The sequence below is a fragment of the Bradyrhizobium sp. 137 genome (assembly GCF_023074095.1).
Classification (GTDB): domain Bacteria; phylum Pseudomonadota; class Alphaproteobacteria; order Rhizobiales; family Xanthobacteraceae; genus Bradyrhizobium.
In genome coordinates this window covers 69,553-88,919 of record NZ_JADPKU010000011.1, presented here as the reverse complement: position 1 = coordinate 88,919, position 19,367 = coordinate 69,553, and the positions used below count along the sequence as shown (strand labels likewise).

Here is a 19,367-nt window from a genome sequence, read left to right as displayed (position 1 = left end):
CTCGGGTAGTCCCAAATTTCCGGTCTCGGGATCGGCGATGCATCGCCCTGGGGCGATACACCTTGCCCCGCACGCGAGCGCCTTAGCCGACCGCTGCCCCATATTCGGCGTCGGTGACCGGCTCCAGCCAGGTCGAATAGACGCCATCGAGCGCTTCCTGCATGGCGATGTGGCACATGCCGTTGGTCGGCGATGCGCCGTGCCAGTGCAATTCGCCCGGCGGAATCCAGACGGTGTCGCCCGGGCGGATCTCGCGGATCGGGCCGCCCTTGGACTGCACGCGCCCGACGCCGGAGATGACGTAGAGCGTCTGGCCGAGCGGATGATGGTGCCAGTTGGTGCGCGCGCCCGGCTCGAACGCAACGCGCGAGCAGTTCAGCCGTGCCGGCGCGGGCGCCATGATGACCGGGTCCTGCCACACGGTGCCGGTGAAGTTTTCCTTCGGCGCACGGCGGGTCGGCCGCGTGCCTGCAATAGTGATCTCCATGGGGATTACCTCGTTCCTTCCCGGTTACTTCTTGCTGGCGGCGTAGCGCGCCTTGGTTTCGGCATTCATGGGATAGAGGCCAGGCAGCACGGCGCCGTTGTTCACCTCGTTGACGATCCAGGCTTCCATCCGCTCCTGCTCGACACCCTCGTTGAGCACGTGATCGAGCATCGCCTGCGGGATCAGCACGCAGCCGTCCTGGTCGGCGACCACGATGTCGTTGGGAAACACCGCGACGCCGCCGCAGCCGATCGGCTCGCCCCAGCCGACGAAGGTGAGGCCCGCAACCGACGGCGGCGCGGCATAGCCGTCGCACCAGACCGGAAGATTGGTGCCAAGCACGCCCTCGACGTCACGCACCACGCCGTCGGTGACGAGCGCGGTCACGCCGCGCTTGACCATGCGCGCGCAGAGGATGTCGCCGAAGATGCCGGCATCGGTGATGCCCATGGCATCGACCACGGCGATGCAGCCTTCGGGCATTGCCTCGATCGCGGTGCGGGTCGAGATCGGCGATGACCAGGATTCCGGCGTCGCCAGATCCTCGCGCGCAGGCACGAAGCGCAGGGTGAAGGCCGGACCCACCAGGCGCGGCAGGCCCGGTCGCAACGGACGCGCGCCGCGCATCCACACATTGCGCAGGCCCTTCTTCAGCAGGACCGTGGTGATGGTGGCGGTGGTGATGCCGACGAGGGTTTTGCGGGCTTCGGGGGACAGCGACATGGAAACAGACGAGCTCCGGATGGGCGGGAAAGAACGCGCGCATCTTGCGAGCCGGGCGCCTTGCGTCAAGGGCCAAGAGGCTAGCAATAACGCAGGGCCGCCGGGCTATTATGCGACGCGATAACAAGGCTTTATCGTGTCCCCTTGCATTAATTTATTGGACTTGCGGGCGCATTTACGCGAAGCAGGACGAAGCGGAACTCGAACGCTGGGGACCGCATTCTTCAGAAGTCCGATTTCGACAGCTCATGGCCTCGACGCTTCCCCCGCCCCGCCTTTTGCCCAGTGGCGACAGCGCCGTCACGGTCGAGTTCAGCCGCACCATCGACGATGATGCCAACCAGCGCGTGCTGGCGCTCGACAAGGCGCTTGTCGCAAGCCCGATCGACGGCATCACTGAGGCCGTGCCGACTTATCGCTCGCTGCTGGTGCACTACGATCCCGGCAAGATCGGTTTCGACGCGCTCGGCGAGAAGCTGCTCGCGCTCGCGAGCCAGAAGCTGCCTCCGGCAACCAAGGCTCGCCGCTGGCGCATTCCCGTCGCCTATGGCGGCGAGCACGGCATCGACCTCGAGGATGTCGCCAAGGCGCTCAACACCACCCCCGACGACATCGTCGCCCGTCACGTCGCCGGCGACTACAAGGTCGCCATGATCGGCTTTACGCCGGGCTGGTCCTATCTCAGCGGGCTGGATAAATTTCTCCACATGTCGCGGCGACAGAATCCGCGCGTGCTGACGCCCGCCGGCACGATCTCGATCGGCGGCGTCCAGGCCGGAATCCAATGCCTGGCCGCCCCGAGCGGCTGGCACCTTCTGGGCCGCACGCCGGTGCGGACCTATCAGCTCCACCGCAATCCGACCTTCCTCACCGAACCCGGTGATCGCGTGACGTTTTACGCCATCGACCACAAGACGTTCGAAGAATTGGACCGCGCTGCTGAAGCCGGCGAAATCGTCGCCGACCAGGTGGTCGCATGAGCCGGCTCGTCGTCACCAGCATCGGGCCCGCAAGCTCCGTTCAGGATGGCGGCCGCCACGGCGCGCAGCGCTATGGACTGACGGTGAGCGGGGCGATGGACCGGCTGTCGCTTGCTGCGGCGAACACGCTTGTCGGCAACGGGCCGTTTGCGGCCGCCGTCGAGATCGGCCCGTTCGGCGCCTCCTTCACCGCACGTGATGGCGCCGTGCGCATCGCGATATCGGGCGCGCCGCGCAATGCGGACGTCGCCGGAAATCCGATCGCCATGGACACATCGGTGATCTTGAAGGATGGCGAGACTCTGACGCTGGGCTTTGCCCGCGGCGGCGCCTTCACCTATCTCGCGATCGAGGGCGCCATCAAGGGCGAGCCGGTGTTCGGCAGCCTCGCCGTGAATGCGCGCGCGGGCCTCGGCAGCCCCTACCCGCGCCCGCTCCAGGCCGGCGACGAATTCAACATTGATGCCGCAAGCGGCGCGAGCGAGCTGCGGATCGAGTTGCCGAAGCCCGTGAGCGGCCCGATCCGTGTTCTGCTGGGCCCGCAGGACGACGAATTCGACGACGCCAACAAGGCGCTGTTCCTGGACAGCGAGTGGAAGATCTCGGCAACCTCCGATCGGATGGGCTACCGCCTCGAGGGCCCCGCCATCAAGCATCTGCACGGCCACAACATCGTCTCCGACGGCACCGTCAATGGCAGCATCCAGGTGCCCGGCAATGGCGCGCCAATCGTGCTGATGATGGATCGCGGCACCTCGGGCGGTTATCCGAAGATCGCAACCGTCATCACGGCCGATGTCGGCCGGCTCGCGCAGACTTCGGCGGGAACCGCGTTCCGTTTCAAGGCGGTCAGCATGGCCGAGGCGCAGGACGAGGCGCGCAAGTTCGCGCAACTGATCCGCAGCCTGCCCGATCGCCTGCGCCCTGCCGACACCACCTCGCTCAACATCGAGGCGCTCAGCGATGCTAACGTTGCGGGCTATGCCGTGAGCGCCGTCGATGCCGGGACGTGGCAGGTCGCCGCGGAACCGTGAACGGCAACAAGACCAGAGGCGGAGAGCACCCATGAAGACAGTCGATCTCAATTGCGACCTCGGCGAAGGTTTTGGCGCGTGGGAGATGGGCAATGACGCGGCGATGATCGAGCTGGCAAGCTCGGTCAACGTCGCCTGCGGCTTCCACGCCGGCGACCCTGACATCATGCGCCGCACGGTGGAGCTCGCGAAAGCGCGCGGCGTCTCGGTCGGCGCGCATCCCGGCTACCGCGATCTGCACGGCTTTGGCCGGCATCCGATCGCGGGGCTGAAGGCATCCGAGATCGAGAACCTCGTCGCCTACCAGATCGGCGCGTTGCAGGCGATCGCGACCGCAGCCGGGTACAAGGTGACGCATGTGAAGGCGCATGGCGCGCTTTCCAACGTCGCCTGCGAGGACGACATGACGGCGAAGGCGATCGCCGCCGGCATCAAGGCGGTCGATCCCAGCCTGATCTTCGTCGTGCTCGCGAACTCGAAGCTGGTGAAGGCCGGCGAAGCGGCCAATCTGCCGATGGTGCACGAGGTGTTCGCCGACCGCGCCTATGAGGACGACGGCAATCTTGTCTCGCGCAAGAAACCCGGCGCGGTGCTGCACGATGCCACGGCGATCGCCGATCGCGTCGTGCGCATGGTGCAGGACGGCGCGGTGGTCTCTGTCACCGGCAAGGTGATCAAGATGCGCACGGACACGGTCTGCATCCACGGCGATACGCCTGGCGCCGTCGAGATCGCGCGCGGTGTGCGTCAGGCGTTGAAGAATGCGGGGATCGAGGTCGCGCCGTTCAAGCGCGGGGCGTGATCAGAACGGATGCACCGACAACGTGCCGAACACGATCGCCGCGATGACGGCGAACGCGCTATAGAGCGCGACATGATGCATGCTCGTCCCGGTCCGACGCGAGAGCGAGCGCGCGTAGAAGTGCAGTCTGGCCTCGGCCGATAATTCGCGCATGGTCGATCTCCAGTGCCCCATTTGCGGGATTATGATGGATCAACCGGGGGTGCCGGCAAGACGTCGACAGAAAAAGCGATGAGCTTCTTCATAGGAGGCTCATTGCAGATGCATATTCTCCGCAAGCGAAGGTTCCGAGAATCTCATTCGTTAAATTCCGAGGCAGCCGGAACCGGCTCGCAAGGGATGATGGCCAGGCCAAACCCTGGGAAGGCCGTCCGATCAACCGGACGACTCATCCCGATGTTCTCGCGTTTTAATAAACGTCAGCCTGGAATCGGCCGGTCTTCTTGAGCTCGGCGACGAAACTGACGGCTTCGTCGGTCGAACGTGCGCCGAACTGGGCGACGATGTCGACCAGCGCGCGCTCGACGTCCTTGGCCATGCGCTTGGCATCGCCGCAGATGTAGAGATGCGCGCCTTCGGCAAGCCACGTCCACACCTCACGGCCGACCTCGCGCATGCGGTCCTGCACGTAAAACTTCTTCTCACCGTCGCGCGACCAGGCCAGCGACAGTCGCGTGAGCAGACCCGAGGTCTTCATCGCGTTGAGCTCCTCCTGGTAGAAGAAGTCGCAATCGCTGCGCTGGTGCCCGAAGAACAGCCAGTTCTTGCCGGGCGCGCCGGTAGCCTTGCGGTCGAGCAGGAAGGCGCGGAACGGCGCGATGCCGGTGCCGGGGCCGACCATGATGATTGGCGTCTTCGGGTCCTGCGGCAGGCCGAAGGCGTGTGCCTTCTGCACATAGACATTGAGCTTCTCGCCCTCGTTGATACGCTCGCCGAGGAAGGTCGAGGCGACGCCGAGGCGCTTGCGCTTGCCGACAACGTAGCGCACCGAATCGACCGTCAGCGATAGCTTTCCGGGCGTCGCGTTGTGCGAGGACGAGATCGAATAGAGCCGCGGCTGAAGCGGCTCCAGCGCCTCGACGAAGGCCTCCGGATGCGGCCGCGTGCCCGAAAACTTCTGGAGCGCGGCCATGACGTCGAGCGTCGCCGCATCGCCATCGGGATCCTCGCCCTGCGCCAGCGCCCGCGCCTTCTCGCGCGCCGCACCGCCGGTGATGAAGGAGATCAGCTCGAACAGCGTGTCCGGCGCCGGCGACAGCGAGACGTCCTCGATCAGCACCTCGCGCAACGTCTTGCCGTTGACCTTGGTGGTGTGGGAGGCGCCGAGCAGCGCGATGATCTGGTCGACGAGGCCGACATCGTTGCGCGCGAACACACCAAAACTGTCGCCGACGACGTAGTCGAGCCTGCTCTCGGAGAGATCGAACTCGATGTGGTAGGTCTCCTTCTCCGACTTTCCCTTGTTGAGAAGACGGCGCGACAGGAAAGTCGCGGTCACGGGGTTGTCGCGCGAGCGGCCCGGCTCTGCGATGGTCACGGTCACCGCTGGCGCGGCCGTGTCCGGCTTGTCCGCCGCTTTGGCCGCCGGGGCCTTGTCGAGCTCCTCGTACAGCGACTTCAGCATTCGCGCGGTTTCCTTGCCGCCGGGAACGCAGAGGTTGAGCCGTGCTTCGCTGCGGCTCGCGATGGCCTCGGAATAATCGTGGCAATTGTAGCCGCACTGGCCGCAATCCTGCTGCGCCATCGCCGCCATCATTTTGCGGCGCAGGGGACGGCCCTCGGCGAGTTTCATCCGCTCGGCAATCGGCAAGGTCTGGTCGTGCCACGGCGCTTCGCCGTCGTCGCCGTCGCCGGCGGCGCCTTGCATGACGGCCGCGCCCTGCTCCGCCGACAGCGGCGCGGCGGCGTCAGGCGACAACAGTCCGGCAAAGAAGCCGTTCAGCCAGGAACGCTGCGCATCGGAGAACGGTGCGCTGGCGGGAATGATGTCGAGTTTCGGCGGAGGCGTGATCTGGTTCATGCGGACACCTGTGCATCGGCGAGCTTGCGCAGCGTTTCGCCGTCATGGCGGCGCGCAAAGGACAGGAAGGTTTCATCGGGAGACGAACGATGGGCGATATAGGCCTTGAGCAGTCCTTCGACCGTCTTCGGCGCATCCTCGGCCTTGAGGTCGTGATAGACCTCCTGCCCGACGTCCGCGTCAGGGCCGAACCCGCCGCCGGTGAAAAGGTGATAGCCCTCGACCGTGTCCTCCTCGTTGACAGGCACGCGCGCCCCGATCAGACCGATGTCGCTGATGTAGTGCTGCGCGCAGGAATGGTGACAGCCGGTGACATGGATGTTGACCGGCTTGTCCATCGGAACGCGCGGCTCGCACCAGTCACCGATCTCTTCGGCATGGCGCTTGGTGTTCGCCGCGGCGAAGCGGCAGCCCGCATTGCCGGTGCAGGCGATCAGGCCGGCGCGGATATGCGAGGCCTCGACCGCGAGCCCGATCTGCTTGATCGCCGCGATGGCAAGCTCGACATTCTCGTTGCGCACGCCCGAGATCAGAAGGTTCTGCCAGACCGTGAGGCGGATCTCGCCGTCGCCGAGATCCCGTGCGATCTTGGCAAGGCCGCGCATCTGATCGCAGGTGAGCTTGCCGAGTGTCAGCGACACGCCGATCCAGTTGAGACCGTCCTGCTTCTGCTTGTGCACGCCGACATGCGCCATGCGGTCCGCGGCCGGCCGAGGCGCAAAGGCCTCTCCGGGCACGCGCGTGAACGGTGTCTTCAATCGCTCCTCGACCAGCTTGAGGAAGCCGTCATGGCCCATGCTGTCGAGCACGTATTTCAGACGCGCCTTGTTGCGGTTGGTGCGGTCACCATGGTCGATGAACACGCGCACGATTGCGTCGGCGACCGCGGTCGCCTGCTCCGGCTTGACGATGATGCCGGAATATTTGGCGAAATCCTTGTGGCCGGTGATGCCGCCGAGACCGAGACGGAACCAGACTCCGGGCTCGACGCCGAAACCGTCCTTCACCTCGTACGCGGTGAATGCGATGTCATTGGTCTCCTCGAGTACCGCGATCCTGCCGGCACCATCGAAGGCGACGTTGAACTTGCGCGGCAAGCCGTAGAGCGAGCGGTCATTGAGGATGTGATAGTGCCACTCGCGCGCATAAGGCTGCGTGTCGATCAGCTCCTGCGGATCGATGCCCGCCGTCGGCGTTCCCGTCACGTTGCGGATGTTGTCGGCGCCGGAGCCGCGCGAGCACAGGCCGAGGTCCTGGATGCCCTCGATCAGCTTCACGGCGTTCTTCGGCGGAATCTCACGAAGCTGGAGATTCGCGCGCGTGGTGACGTGGCTGTAGGGGCCGCAGAGTTCGTCGGCGAGATCGGCAAGGCCGGACAGCTGCCAGTGCTTCATGATGCCGTTGGGAATCCGCAGGCGGCTCATGTAGGAATCCTGCGTCGGCGCGACATAGAAGATGCCGTAATAGCGCCAGCGGAAATTGTCCGCCGGGCTCGGCGGCGCGTTGTCGAGCGCCTGCTGACGCAAGCGCGAATAAGCATCGAAAGGATGCTCCTCGCGCTTGAACTTCTCCTGGTCGGCGAGCTTCTTGCCCGACGCGATCACCTTGTCCTGCGCCTTGATGTGCACGGCATCGGGACCGGTGGGCTCGGCGCTCGCCTTGGCGGCGCCGCCGCCGAGACCGCGACCGACGCGGCTGATCTGCAGACCGGTCGTGAAGCCTTCGAGATAGCGTTTCTGCTCGTCGGTAAAGTCGACTGCGAGCGTATCGATTTTCATGGTCGGTAACGAAGCTCCTGCGGCCACCGAGGTGGTATCGACGGAAATTGGCACGACCCGCGAGGTATCTCGGCTGGCTCCAAGAGCCGGCCTCGTGACCCAGCGGTCCGATCAGCTTCGTTGCTGCGGGTTTCGGCTCAGCAGGCACCTGTGACAAGCTGGCCGCAGTGCAACATTCAAGTTGCGTGCCAGCTTCGACGAAATAAGAAAAATTGAGAATTCAATCACTTAGCAGCAGCTCCGGAACATTCCGGTCGCGGATCACCTCATGAAATTCGAGCAGTCAGCTCAAAATTTAGTCGATGAGATGGATTGCCTTAAAATTATGCAGAGACGATCAGGCCTTCCAACGCCCCACGTCGAAGGCCTCTAGATGTTGCAGGATGTTGTCAGCATCGAACGCCGGCCCGGCGAAGGCCCCAAATGCCGCCGGGGCTTCGTCGGGCGGGCGGCGGCCGAGGGCGGCATCGTAAAGGTCGGACCTGAACACCGCCATCGCCGTCTTGGCGCCGTCCGGGCTCAACGCCGCCTGCCCCCAACGTACCATTTGCGCATAGAGCCAGGCGGCCTGAACCGGATCGGGGCGCCCAGCCTCCTCGCGCCCAACCAGCAGATAGCGGCCGCTCTCGCGGAACGTCCCGTCCGGCGAAATCTTCAGACGTCCCGTGAGGGTGCGCTGGATGACTTCGGCATCGACGCCGATCCGCTCGGGTTGCGCCAGTATCCGCGCCGCTTCGATCCGGTTTTCCGGATGCTCGATGAACTCGGCCGCCTTCACCGCCGCGCGCACGAGGCTGGCGACCACGTCCGGATTCTTGTCGGCCCAGACCTGGCGGACGGCCAGGACCTTCTCCGCCGCGCGCACCAAAATGTCGGAGACGAAATGCAGGATATGGCCGATGCCGAGATCGACCGCGATCGAGTTCCAGGGCGCACCGACGCAGAATGCGTCGACGTGCCCGCTCTTGAGACTGTCGACCATGTAGGGCGGCGGCAGCACGACAAGGCGCACGTCCTCATCGGGATCGACGCCGGCCGCCGCCATCCAGAACCGCAATTGGTAATTGTGGGTCGAGAACGGGAAGGTCATGCCGAAGGTCAGTGGATCGGCCCCGGCCTTGCGGCGCTTGGCGACCACCTTCGCCAGCGCCTTGGCGGTGACAAGCGGATCGAAGCGGTCGCCGTCGATCTCCTCCATCAGCGCGGCGTGGAGCGCCGGCGACACCGTGATCGCGTTGCCGTTGATGCCGAGATTGAAGGGCGCGGCGATCGGCACCTTGACGTGGCCGAGCCCGAGCGAGGACGCGATCGCGACGGGCGCGAGCAGATGCGCGGCGTCGAACAGGCCGATATTGAGCTTGTCGCGGACGTTGGACCAGGACACCTCGCGCACCAGCTCGACCTCGAGCCCTTCGGCAGCGGCAAAGCCCTTGTCGACGGCGACGATCAGGGCGGCGGCATCAACCAGCGGAATGAACCCGATGCGAAGGGGCGCGGTCATTTCAGCATCTCCGACGCGGTGATGATCGACTGCGCGATCTCGCCGATTTTCTTCTTCTCGCGCATCGCGGTGGAGCGCAGCAGCACATAGGCTTCGTCTTCGGTGAGGCCCTTCACCTTCATCAGGATGCCCTTGGCGCGTTCGATGATCTTGCGGTCCTCGAGCTGCGACTTGGTGCGTTCCAGCTCCTCCTGGAGCTTGGCGAAAGCGTTGAAGCGAGACACGCAGAGGTCGAGGATCGGCTTGATGCGCTCCTTCTTCAGCCCGTCGACGATGTAGGCGGATACCCCCGCCTCGACCGAGGCTTGGATCGAGGCGGAATCGCTCTGGTCGACGAACATCGCGATCGGCCGCTTCACGGCGCGGCTGACCTGGAACATCGCCTCCAGCACGTCGCGACTGGGGTTCTCCAGATCGATCAGGATGATGTCGGGGTCGACCGCATAAATACGGGCAAGCAGGCTCTGCATCTCGCGGATATGGACGACCTGCGTGAATCCGGCCTCCCGCAATCCTTCCTCCAGGATCGCAGCCCGGATCGGGCTTTCATCGACGATCACGATTTTGGGCGACTGTTCGGCGCTCATAGCTCACTCACCACCAGTGATTCATCCATAGCACGCCGGAACGCCCTGCAAAGGGTTGTAATTGTGGGCAATTGGGACTAGCTCAGGCCGGTCAATCAGGCAGTTCAGATATGGATCAGACGGCTGCGCCCAAGGTCAGCTTCGTGTCGCTCGGGTGTCCCAAGGCATTGGTGGATTCCGAGCGCATCATCACGCGCCTGCGCGCCGAGGGTTACGAGCTCGCCCGCAAGCATGACGGGGCCGACATCGTCATCGTCAACACCTGCGGATTCCTCGACAGCGCCAAGCAGGAATCGCTCTCGGCGATCGGCGAGGCCATGGCCGAGAACGGCAAGGTGATCGTAACAGGCTGCATGGGCGCGGAACCCGAGCAGATCGAGCAGGCCTATCCGGGCGTGCTCTCCATCACCGGCCCGCAGCAATATGAGAGCGTGCTCGACGCCGTGCATCGCGCGCTGCCGCCGGCCCATAATCCGCATCTCGACCTGGTGCCGCCACAAGGCATCAAGCTGACGCCGCGGCACTATGCCTATTTGAAGATCTCCGAAGGCTGCAACAACCGCTGCACCTTCTGCATCATCCCGAAGCTGCGCGGCGATCTCGTCTCGCGCCCCGCCAACGACGTGCTGCGCGAGGCCGAGCGCCTGGTCGGCGCCGGCGTCAAGGAGCTGCTGGTGATCTCGCAGGACACGTCCGCTTACGGCATCGATCTCAAATACGCCGAGAGCCCGTGGAAGGATCGCCAGGTCCGTGCCAAATTCCTCGATCTCGCGCGCGAGCTCGGCGAGCTCGGAGCATGGGTCCGGCTGCAATATGTCTACCCCTACCCGCATGTCGATGATGTCATCGCGCTGATGAACGAGGGCAAGGTGCTGCCCTATCTCGACATCCCGTTCCAGCACGCGAGCCCCGAGGTGCTGAAGGCGATGAAGCGCCCGGCGGCGCAGGACAAGACGCTGGCGCGCATCAAGCGCTGGCGTGAGGAATGTCCCGATCTCGCCTTGCGCTCCACCTTCATCGTCGGCTTCCCCGGCGAGACCGATGCCGACTTCGCCTATCTGCTCGACTGGCTGGATGAAGCGGAGATCGACCGCGTCGGCTGCTTCAAATACGAGCCGGTCGCGGGCGCCACGTCGAATGCGATCGAGAACCCGGTCCCGGAAGAGATCAAGCAGGAGCGCTACAATGCGCTGATGGCCCGCCAACAGAAGATCTCGGCACGGCGGCTGAAGCGCAAGGTCGGCACACGCCAGCAGATCATCATCGACGAGGTCGGCCCGACGGTGGCAAAGGGCCGCTCCAAGGCGGATGCGCCCGAGATCGACGGCGCCGTCTATCTCTCCAGCCGCCGCCCCTTGCGCGTCGGCGAGATCGTCACCGCCAAGATCGAGCGCGCCGACGCATACGATCTGTACGGCAGCGTCGCGGGATTCTGACGGCTCGTCAAAACTTGACCTGCGTCCGGAAGCAGCGAGGAAGCCGCGCTTCGTACCTGACCGATACACGCCAGGCGCGTGTTTTTTTAGAACGTCTGCTTGACAAGTCCAGCCGTTCGGCTGTACGGACGCGCCCCATGATCAACTCTCGGACCCACCGCCGCGCAGCTTTCCGTCGTCGCACCCGCGACGATGATGGGTTGCGCCATGTCCGACGACGCCGCTGATCGCCTGAATTCAGCAGAGTTTTCGAGAAGGCCGCACCCGCAAAGTGCGGCCTTCTTGCTTTCGCGCGTCTTTTCCATCCGCCTCCAGAGGAGTTCGACATGACCACCGCCACCCATCCGTATGACGCGCTGATGGACATCACGGCACGACCCAAGGCCGTGTTCGTCCGGGGCGCCGGCTCCTATCTCTGGGACGACAGCCGCAAGCGCTATCTCGATTTCGTGCAGGGCTGGGCCGTGAACTGCCTCGGCCATTCGCCGCCTGCGATCGTCGATGCGCTCGCCGCGCAGGCCAAGCGGCTGCTGACGCCCAGCCCGGCCTTCTACAATGAGCCGAGCCTCAGGCTCGCCCAGGCTCTGGTCGAAGGCAGCGCTTTCGACCAGGTGTTCTTCGCCAATTCAGGCGCGGAAGCCAACGAGGGCGCCATCAAGCTGGCGCGGAAATACGGCAGCCTCCACAAGGGCGGTGCGTTCGAGATCATCAGCTTCGAAGGCAGCTTCCACGGAAGGACGCTGGCGACGATGTCGGCCTCGGGCAAGAAGGCGTTCGAGCCGCTGTTCGAGCCAAAAGTCGCTGGCTTCAAGAAGGCCAAGCTCAACGACATTGCCTCCGTCGAGAAGCTGATCAACGACAACACCGTCGCTGTGATGCTCGAGCCGATCCAGGGCGAGTCCGGCGTGTGGCCGGCGAGTGATCAGTTCCTGCAAGAGCTGCGCGCGCTCACCGAGTCGCACGGTCTTCTGCTGATCTTCGACGAGATCCAGACCGGCATGGGCCGGACCGGAAAACTTTTCCACCACGAGCACACCGGGATCTCGCCCGACATCATGACGCTCGGCAAAGGTATCGGCGGCGGCGTGCCGCTCGCCGCCCTGCTTGCGGCCGAACGCGCCTCCTGCTTCGCGCATGGCGATCAGGGCGGCACGTTCAATGGCAACCCGATCATGTGCGCGGCGGGGCTTGCGGTGCTGGAAGCGGTCAGCAAGCCGAACTTTTTGAAGTCGGTCATCGAGACCGGGCTGCTGCTCGAAAGCGAGCTGCAGAAAGTCTCGGCCCGGCACGGGCTTGGCGGCGTGCGGGGCCGAGGCTTGCTGCTGGCGCTCGACCTCAAGCTGCCGATCGCGCCGGGGATCGTCGCGCAGGCGTTCGAGGCCGGCGTGCTCCTGAACGCGCCGCAGGTCGACACGCTGCGCTTCATGCCGGCGCTGAACGTCACGCGGGCTGAGATCGCCGAGATGATCGATTGTCTCGACGCGATTCTGACCAAGGCCGGCGCGGCACGGCGGGTGGCGTAAAACACGTCTCGTGCCCCGGACGCAGCGCAGCGCCCCTTCGGCGATGCGCTGCAGAGCCGGGGCCCCATCTCTCTGCATGGTGCGCATCTACGCCGCAGCGCTTGCGCGCTGCAGCTTGTCCGGGACCCCGGAGCAGGTGATGACGGAAGAAACTACGGCTTCAAGATCGACGCGCCCGTCGTCCTGCGGCTTTCCAGCTCGATATGCGCCTTCGCGGCGTCCTTGAGCGCGTAGGCGTGGTTGATCGGCACGTGCAGCTTGCCATTGATGACGGCGGCGAACAGCGTGTCGGCGCCTTCCAGCAATTCCGAGCGCTTGCCGACATAGTCGTTGAGCTTCGGCCGCGTCGCAAACAGCGAGCCGTGATTGTTGAGCTCGGCGATCGAGAACGGCGGCACGGGACCGGAGGCATTGCCGAACGAGACGAACATGCCGCGCGGCTTCAGGCAGGACAGCGAGCCCGGGAAGGTCGCTTTGCCGACGCCGTCATAGACCACGTCGCAACCCTCGTTGCGGCTGATCTGCTTGACGCGCGCGACGAAGTCTTCCTCGTTGTAGAGGATAACGTGGTCGCAGCCATTGGCCTCCGCAAGCTCGGCCTTCTCGCGCGAACCCACCGTGCCGATGACGTGGGCCCCGAGCGCCCTCGCCCATTGGCAGGCAAGCAAGCCGATGCCGCCGGCGGCTGCGTGGATCAGCACGCGATGATGCGGCTCGACCTTGAAGGTCTTGTGCAGGAGATACCAGACCGTGAGCCCCTTCAGCATCAGCACGGCGCCCTGCTCGTGGGTGATGTGGTCGGGCAGCTTGACCAGCTTCTCCCAGGGGATGTTGCGCTCGCCGGTATAGGCGCCGAGATTGTGATAATAGGCCACGCGGTCGCCGGGATGGAAATTGGTGACGCCCGGTCCCACCGCGACGACCTCACCCGAGGCCTCGTTGCCGGCGATGAAAGGCAATCCCGGCGCCTTGTAGAGGCCGGTACGGTAATAGACGTCGATGAAGTTCAGGCCGACCGCGTGCTGGCGGATGCGCACCTCGCCGGGCCCGGGCGCCGGCACGTCGACGCTCTCATAGACCAGGGCTTCGGGGCCTCCGACCTTGTGCACACGGACGGCTTTGGTCATCACCTGACCTCCTCTTCTCGCGGCTCAGCGAACGGCATCGCGCCCGCCTTGTCAACTCGACCCAGTTAGGAACGGCTAGACGGACGGCGTGCCGGCTTTCCTGCGGTTGCGCTTGGCCAGCACGTTGAAGAATTCGACCGCCGCCGAGAACGCAATCGCAAAATAGATGTAGCCGCGCGGAATGTGGAATTGGAATCCGTCCGCGACCAGCGCGACGCCGATCAGCACCAGGAATGCCAGCGCCAGCATCTTGGTGGTCGGATGCTCCGCGACGAATCGCGACACCGGCCCCGACGAAATGTACATGATCAGGCAGGCGATCACGACGGCCGCGATCATGATCTCGATGTCCTGCGCCATGCCGATCGCGGTGATGATCGAGTCCAGCGAGAACACGACATCGATGATCACGATCTGGACGATCACCCAGAAGAAGGCGTTGCCGGCGGACTTCTCGTCGCCCTCGCCGTCATCGGCTTCGACCTCGCCGTGAATCTCGTGCGTCGCCTTGGCGATCAGGAACAGGCCGCCGGCGATCAGGATGAGATCGCGCCAGGAGAAGTCGTAACCCTTGACGGCGAACACCGGCGCGGTCAGCCCGATCAGCCAGACCAGGAGGCTGAGCAGGACGATGCGGAACAGCAGCGCCAGCGCCAGCCCGATCTGGCGGGCGCGATGCGCCTGCTTCTCCGGAATGCGCGAGACGATCACCGACAGGAAGATGACGTTGTCGATGCCGAGCACGATCTCGAGCGCCGTCAATGTCAGCAGCGCAGCCCAGGCTTCGGGACTGGTGAGGAGATCGATCATGCGAAGGATCTCACCAGTCGTATCAGGGCATCGCTGAAGCTGATCCAGAGCGCGATGGCACAAAGCACTATTGTCACGCCGGTGCCGACGCGGAAATCCATCTGCAGCACATAGAGGCCGAGCAGCGCCCAGATAGCGATCAACGACATCGTCAGCCAGCGCAGCCGCACGACGCGGACCGGATGCAGCACGTGAAACGGCACGAAGGTCAGCACCACGAGCACGGCGACCAGCAACGTCGACCAGAGCGGCGGCCAGTGCAGCAGGAACAAATAGAACGCCGCCGCATTCCACAGTGCCGGGAAGCCGCGGAAATGATTGTCGTCCGCCTTCATGCGCAGATCGGCGAAATATAATGCGCTGGTGACGATGATGGCGACGCCGAGCAAGGGAGCTGCGACCGGCAGCAACAGCCCGCTGGCCACGATCGCGTAAGCCGGCACGAAGACATAGGTGACGAAGTCGACCACGAGATCGAGCACGTCACCCGACCAGTTCGGCTGCACCTTCTTGACGTCGAGCCGGCGCGCGATCGGACCGTCGATCGCGTCGATGATCAGGGCAACGCCCAGCCACTGAAACATCGCTGCCCAGTGCTCGCGCACGGCCTCCAGCATCGCCAGCAGCGCGATCGCCGCACCGAACGCGGTGAAGATGTGGACCGAGAACGCCGCGGCGCGGATCGCGGGGCTGGGCTTCAGGGAATCCTCTTGGCTGTCCATGGCTTCTGCTACCAGAATGAGACCGATTTGCACATCCGCCATTGCGGCGCGCCGTTGCACAATTCGTCATAAAATCAGGCAAAATCAGCGGGCTTGAATTTGCCGCGGGGCGTGTCAATTGTCCTTCCATGACAGACGCATCGACACTCCATGACGCCGCCGTGATCGGCGGCGGACCGGCAGGACTTGCAGCGGCGATCGCGTTGGCGCAGGCGGGTGCGCGGACCGCGCTGGTGGCGCGCCGCGTGCCCTATGCAGACAACCGCACCACCGCACTGTTGGGGGCCTCCGTCGATCTTCTGGAGAGCCTCGGCGTCTGGTCGCACTGCAAGGAAAAGGCGGCCGCGCTCGAGGTGATGCGCCTCGTCGACGACACCGGCCGGCTTTTCCGTGCCCCGGAGGTCCGCTTCTCCTGTCACGAAATCGGTCTCGACGCGTTCGGCTACAACATCGACAATCGTTCGCTGATGCTGGCGCTCGAAGAACGCGCGGCCGAACTCCCCCACCTCGTCCGTTGCGACGACGAGGCGGAAAGCGTCTTGATCGAAGCCGACGCGGTCGCCATTCGCACGGCCGCGGCACAATTCCTCTCGGCCCGGCTCGTGGTCGGCGCCGATGGTCGGCATTCGCTATGCCGCGAGGCTGCCGGCATCGCGGTGATGCGGCGTGAGCTGACGCAAACCGCACTGACCTTCAACGTCTGCCATGCACGGCCGCATCGCAATGTCTCGACCGAGTTCCACACGCCGCACGGTCCTTGCGTGTTCGTGCCCCTGCCCGGCGATCGCTCCAGCATCGTCTGGGTCGCGGCGCCGGCGGAGGCCGAGCGGCTTCGCGGCCTGAGCGACGAGGAGTTGTCCGCCGCGATCGAGAAGCAGTCGCATTCGATTCTGGGACGCATGACGGTCGAGCCCGGCCGCAACCTGTTCCCGCTGGCGATCGAGCGTCCAAGATCCTTCGGCCGTGACCGTATCGCGCTCGTCGGAGAAGCGGCCCATGTGGTTCCCCCGATCGGCGCCCAGGGCCTTAATCTCGGCCTGCGCGATGCCGCCGACATCGCCCGGGTCGCGGGCGAGGCCCTCGCAGCGGGCCGGGATCCGGGCGCGAGCGACGTGCTCAAGCGCTACGACCGGGCGCGGCGTCCGGACGTCTTGAGCCGGACCTTTGCGATCGACATCGCCAACCGCTCCCTGCTCAACGATTTCCTGCCGCTGCAGCCGGTCCGCGCCGTTGGCATGCGCCTGCTCGGCGCCATCGGCCCGCTCCGTCGCTTTGCGATGCGCGAGGGCCTGGCGCCGACATGGCGAAGGTAAGCCGCCTCACGGGAGCGCCAGCCGGCCGCTCTGGATCGCCCACATCACGCTGGTCAGCGTGACCACCGATGCGAAGGTGCCGAGCAGTACCGCAACGGAGGCGGATTCGATCCAGGCATCGTTCTGCCGAGCGATCACGAACACGTTCAGGGCCGGTGGCAGTGAAGCCATCAGTACAGCGGTCGCGGCCCAGGGCTGCGCAAACGGACCGAACGCCAGCATCAGGCCGAATGCCGTGAGCGGATGGATCAGGAGCTTGACCGCGATCACGCCCGGCACCTCCCAAGGCACGCGGTCGAATGGGCGCAGCGCCACGGTCACGCCGAGCACGAACAGCGCGGTCGGCGCAGCTGCGTTCTGGAGGAAGGTGATGGTGCGGTCGAGCGCAACCGGCAGCTCGATATGCAGCGCTGCAACCGCTGCACCAAAACAGGCCGACATGATCAGCGGGTTGAGCACGATCTGCTTCAGCACGACGCCGAAGGCGTGGACGAGCGAGGGATGGTCGCGGTCGGACAACTCGATCAAGAGCGGCACGATCGTGAACAGGAAGATGCTGTCGCAGCAGAAGATCAGCGCGGTTGGCGCCGATGCCTTCGGCCCAAGCACTGCGAGCGCCAGGCCCGGCCCCATATAACCGATATTGCCGTAGCCGCCGGAGAGGCCCGCAAGCGTCGCCTCGCGCAGCGTCAGCCGGCCGAGAACCTTGCCGGCGACCAGCGCGAGCGTGAACGCCGCAACCGTCGCCAGCGTGGTCGCGATCAGGAACGGTGGATTATTCAGCTCCGCAAACGGCGTCTTCGACATGATCGCGAACAGCAGCGCTGGCAGCGAGACGTAAAGCAGGAAGAAGTTCATCCAGGCGAGGCCCGATTCCGGCAGGGACTTGGCCTTGCCGCACGCGAATCCGACGAAGATCAAGCCGAAATAAGGCAGAGCCAGATTGAGGATATTGAGCATTGATGAAGTGTTTTCTGAAGACTTGGGGGCTACCCGTCCCTGACGCGAAGGTTAATTCCGGTGACGCCACTAGCATCGGCCACAATCCTGGTCTATCGACGGGGGATGATTAAAGCGCGGACCGCCAAATTCCAGATCGGACAGGTCGTGCGCCACCGGATCTTCTCGTTCCGGGGCGTGATCTTCGACATCGATCCGGAATTCAACAACACCGAGGAGTGGTGGCTCTCGATTCCCGAGGAGGTGCGGCCCCACAAGGACCAGCCGTTCTATCACCTGCTCGCGGAGAACGCGGAATCGGAATACGTCGCCTATGTCTCGGAGCAGAATCTGTTGCCCGACGATTCCGGCGAGCCGGTCCGGCATTCACAGGTTGCCGAGATCTTCATCAAGGACAAAGCCGGCGGCTATCGCCCGCGCAATCCGTCGCTGAACTGAAATTCGCCGCCAGCAAGCGGCCCGCAAAAAAGGCGCTCAAACCGAGCGCCTTTTTCGTGTTTGGGATGTGGTCCCGATTACTTCTGACCAGCCGCAGCTGTGCCGGGAGGCATGCCCTGCTGCTCGAGCTTCTTGCGCTGCTCCTCCGCCTTCTTCTGAAGCTCTTCCTGAAGCTTCTTCTGGGTTTCCTCGAACACCTTCGGGTCGGTCGGCGGACCGTCATAGGCCTTCTGGAATTCGCCGGCGAGCGGCAGCGGCAGGGTCAGCGGCGCGCCGTTGGCATTGATCGCCTGGACAACGAGGTTCTGGCCCTTCTTCATGCTGTTGATGAGCTCGGGCGTGGCCTCGTAATCGGACATGCAGCCGTTCTGGAAGCAGATCACGTAGGGCTGCTGCAGCGGCGCGTTGCTGTCCACGATGATGCGGGTGCCGTGCACGAGCTGCATGCCGAGCGGCAGCGTCACACGCAGAATCTTCTTGGGTTCGCCTTCGGGCTCGATGATCACGGCGGCGATGACCGGCTGGCCCGACTCGATGCGGCCGTCCTTGCCGGTGAAGCAGACCTGCTTGGCGTTGGCGTCCTGGCCCTTCAGGCAGAACTTGGTCCAGGGGGCATAGATCAGCTGGATCTGCTGATCGGCCGGCTGGGCTGCGCCCTGCTGCTGGCCGCTCTGCGCCGGAGCCTGCTGGGCCTGCGGTGAGGCCGCCGGCGCCGGAGCCTTGGGGGCAGCCTTCGGCGCCGCTTTCGGGGCCGGAGTCGCCTTGGGCGCGGGCGCGCCAGGAGCTGGTGCGGGAGCTTGGGCCTCAGCGGCAAACGGAACGGCCAACGCCGTCGCCGTCAACAGGGCGAGAAGTCGCCCGCGCGGCCGGACGGACGCGGCCAAGTAACGGAAATTCATTGCGGAAAACCCTTTCTGAACGGGAAGTGCCCGAACCGCTCCGAAGCGCCGAACCTGGCCGCCTTGGGCGCGGCTCTCTTCCCGTCAATTGAGGCGGATAAGTGACGGGCTCGGCGCTCTTGCGCGATTGACCGCCTTCTTAACGTGGCCGACGAAAAGATCAATGCCGACAGCCATCTTTGGCCACACCCACAGCTGCGCCCAGGGGAAATTCCCTGTGATAGGAT

At 64.7% G+C, this 19,367-nt stretch carries 19 protein-coding genes; 7 read left to right on the top strand and 12 right to left on the bottom strand.

Annotated features, from left to right (window positions below; genetic code table 11):
- Positions 1 to 82: 82 nt before the first annotated feature.
- On the bottom strand, positions 83 to 487 hold the full coding sequence (locus tag IVA78_RS02360; protein WP_247275640.1) for a cupin domain-containing protein: 405 nt from the start codon (positions 485 to 487) through the stop codon (positions 83 to 85).
- Positions 488 to 511: 24 nt separating this feature from the next.
- The gene (locus IVA78_RS02355; protein WP_247419471.1) at positions 512 to 1,210 is read right to left on the bottom strand and encodes a ribonuclease activity regulator RraA; all 699 of its coding nucleotides are present in this window, start codon (positions 1,208 to 1,210) and stop codon (positions 512 to 514) included.
- Positions 1,211 to 1,458: 248 nt separating this feature from the next.
- Between IVA78_RS02355 and pxpB the strand changes: the two genes are divergently transcribed.
- From pxpB to IVA78_RS02340, 3 genes are read left to right on the top strand one after another with little or no spacing between them, the layout of a single operon-like run.
- Positions 1,459 to 2,190, top strand: a complete 732-nt coding sequence (pxpB, locus tag IVA78_RS02350) for a 5-oxoprolinase subunit PxpB (protein WP_247275642.1) — start codon at positions 1,459 to 1,461, stop codon at positions 2,188 to 2,190.
- Complete coding sequence (locus IVA78_RS02345; RefSeq protein WP_247275643.1) at positions 2,187 to 3,224, top strand: biotin-dependent carboxyltransferase family protein; 1,038 nt, start codon at positions 2,187 to 2,189, stop codon at positions 3,222 to 3,224. Before pxpB ends, IVA78_RS02345 begins: the two co-directional genes overlap by 4 nt.
- Before the next feature lie 31 nt (positions 3,225 to 3,255).
- A complete protein-coding gene (locus IVA78_RS02340) occupies positions 3,256 to 4,026 on the top strand; it encodes a 5-oxoprolinase subunit PxpA (RefSeq protein WP_247275644.1) in 771 nt (256 codons plus the stop codon).
- Here the strand turns inward: IVA78_RS02340 and IVA78_RS02335 are convergent, their stop codons facing one another.
- The 5 genes from IVA78_RS02335 to IVA78_RS02315 all read right to left on the bottom strand — a co-directional run bounded on the left by IVA78_RS02335 (position 4,027) and on the right by IVA78_RS02315 (position 9,912).
- Positions 4,027 to 4,179 carry a hypothetical protein gene (locus IVA78_RS02335; RefSeq protein WP_212025333.1) on the bottom strand — a complete coding sequence of 51 codons (153 nt, stop codon included), beginning with the start codon at positions 4,177 to 4,179 and terminating at the stop codon, positions 4,027 to 4,029.
- Positions 4,180 to 4,435: 256 nt separating this feature from the next.
- Entirely contained in the window at positions 4,436 to 6,046 is a 1,611-nt protein-coding gene (locus IVA78_RS02330) for a sulfite reductase subunit alpha (RefSeq protein ID WP_247275645.1), read from the bottom strand.
- Positions 6,043 to 7,824 (bottom strand): NirA family protein, encoded by a 1,782-nt coding sequence (locus tag IVA78_RS02325; RefSeq protein ID WP_247275646.1) that lies wholly within the window; start codon positions 7,822 to 7,824, stop codon positions 6,043 to 6,045. The genes IVA78_RS02330 and IVA78_RS02325 overlap by 4 nt, the downstream gene beginning before the upstream one ends.
- Positions 7,825 to 8,161: 337 nt before the next feature.
- Positions 8,162 to 9,325 carry a CmpA/NrtA family ABC transporter substrate-binding protein gene (locus tag IVA78_RS02320; RefSeq protein ID WP_247275647.1) on the bottom strand — a complete coding sequence of 388 codons (1,164 nt, stop codon included), beginning with the start codon at positions 9,323 to 9,325 and terminating at the stop codon, positions 8,162 to 8,164.
- The gene (locus tag IVA78_RS02315; protein WP_008564898.1) at positions 9,322 to 9,912 is read right to left on the bottom strand and encodes an ANTAR domain-containing protein; all 591 of its coding nucleotides are present in this window, start codon (positions 9,910 to 9,912) and stop codon (positions 9,322 to 9,324) included. Before IVA78_RS02315 ends, IVA78_RS02320 begins: the two co-directional genes overlap by 4 nt.
- Before the next feature lie 110 nt (positions 9,913 to 10,022).
- Here IVA78_RS02315 and rimO point away from each other — a divergent pair, with 110 nt between their 5' ends.
- Positions 10,023 to 11,348: a 30S ribosomal protein S12 methylthiotransferase RimO gene (rimO, locus tag IVA78_RS02310; RefSeq protein WP_247275648.1), complete on the top strand. Its 1,326-nt coding sequence runs from the start codon at positions 10,023 to 10,025 to the stop codon at positions 11,346 to 11,348.
- 326 nt (positions 11,349 to 11,674) lie between these two features.
- Complete coding sequence (locus IVA78_RS02305) at positions 11,675 to 12,871, top strand: acetylornithine transaminase (protein ID WP_247275649.1); 1,197 nt, start codon at positions 11,675 to 11,677, stop codon at positions 12,869 to 12,871.
- A 152-nt stretch (positions 12,872 to 13,023) separates the two neighbouring features.
- On the opposite strand, the gene IVA78_RS02300 is transcribed toward IVA78_RS02305, so the two are convergent.
- From IVA78_RS02300 to pcsA, 3 genes are all read right to left on the bottom strand, one after another.
- Positions 13,024 to 13,998 (bottom strand): quinone oxidoreductase, encoded by a 975-nt coding sequence (locus tag IVA78_RS02300; RefSeq protein WP_247275650.1) that lies wholly within the window; start codon positions 13,996 to 13,998, stop codon positions 13,024 to 13,026.
- A gap of 75 nt (positions 13,999 to 14,073) precedes the next feature.
- Positions 14,074 to 14,808 (bottom strand): TerC family protein, encoded by a 735-nt coding sequence (locus tag IVA78_RS02295; RefSeq protein ID WP_247275651.1) that lies wholly within the window; start codon positions 14,806 to 14,808, stop codon positions 14,074 to 14,076.
- A complete protein-coding gene (gene pcsA, locus IVA78_RS02290; RefSeq protein ID WP_247275652.1) occupies positions 14,805 to 15,572 on the bottom strand; it encodes a phosphatidylcholine synthase in 768 nt (255 codons plus the stop codon). The genes IVA78_RS02295 and pcsA overlap by 4 nt, the downstream gene beginning before the upstream one ends.
- Positions 15,573 to 15,658: 86 nt before the next feature.
- Here pcsA and IVA78_RS02285 point away from each other — a divergent pair, with 86 nt between their 5' ends.
- Entirely contained in the window at positions 15,659 to 16,843 is a 1,185-nt protein-coding gene (locus tag IVA78_RS02285; protein WP_247275653.1) for a UbiH/UbiF family hydroxylase, read from the top strand.
- Between the two features lie 6 nt (positions 16,844 to 16,849).
- On the opposite strand, the gene IVA78_RS02280 is transcribed toward IVA78_RS02285, so the two are convergent.
- Complete coding sequence (locus IVA78_RS02280; protein ID WP_247275654.1) at positions 16,850 to 17,803, bottom strand: AEC family transporter; 954 nt, start codon at positions 17,801 to 17,803, stop codon at positions 16,850 to 16,852.
- A 105-nt stretch (positions 17,804 to 17,908) separates the two neighbouring features.
- Between IVA78_RS02280 and hspQ the strand changes: the two genes are divergently transcribed.
- The gene (hspQ, locus tag IVA78_RS02275; RefSeq protein ID WP_008564941.1) at positions 17,909 to 18,241 is read left to right on the top strand and encodes a heat shock protein HspQ; all 333 of its coding nucleotides are present in this window, start codon (positions 17,909 to 17,911) and stop codon (positions 18,239 to 18,241) included.
- Positions 18,242 to 18,318: 77 nt separating this feature from the next.
- Here hspQ and IVA78_RS02270 read toward each other — a convergent pair whose 3' ends face one another.
- Entirely contained in the window at positions 18,319 to 19,140 is an 822-nt protein-coding gene (locus IVA78_RS02270) for an invasion associated locus B family protein (RefSeq protein WP_247464045.1), read from the bottom strand.
- Between the last annotated feature and the right edge of the window lie 227 nt (positions 19,141 to 19,367).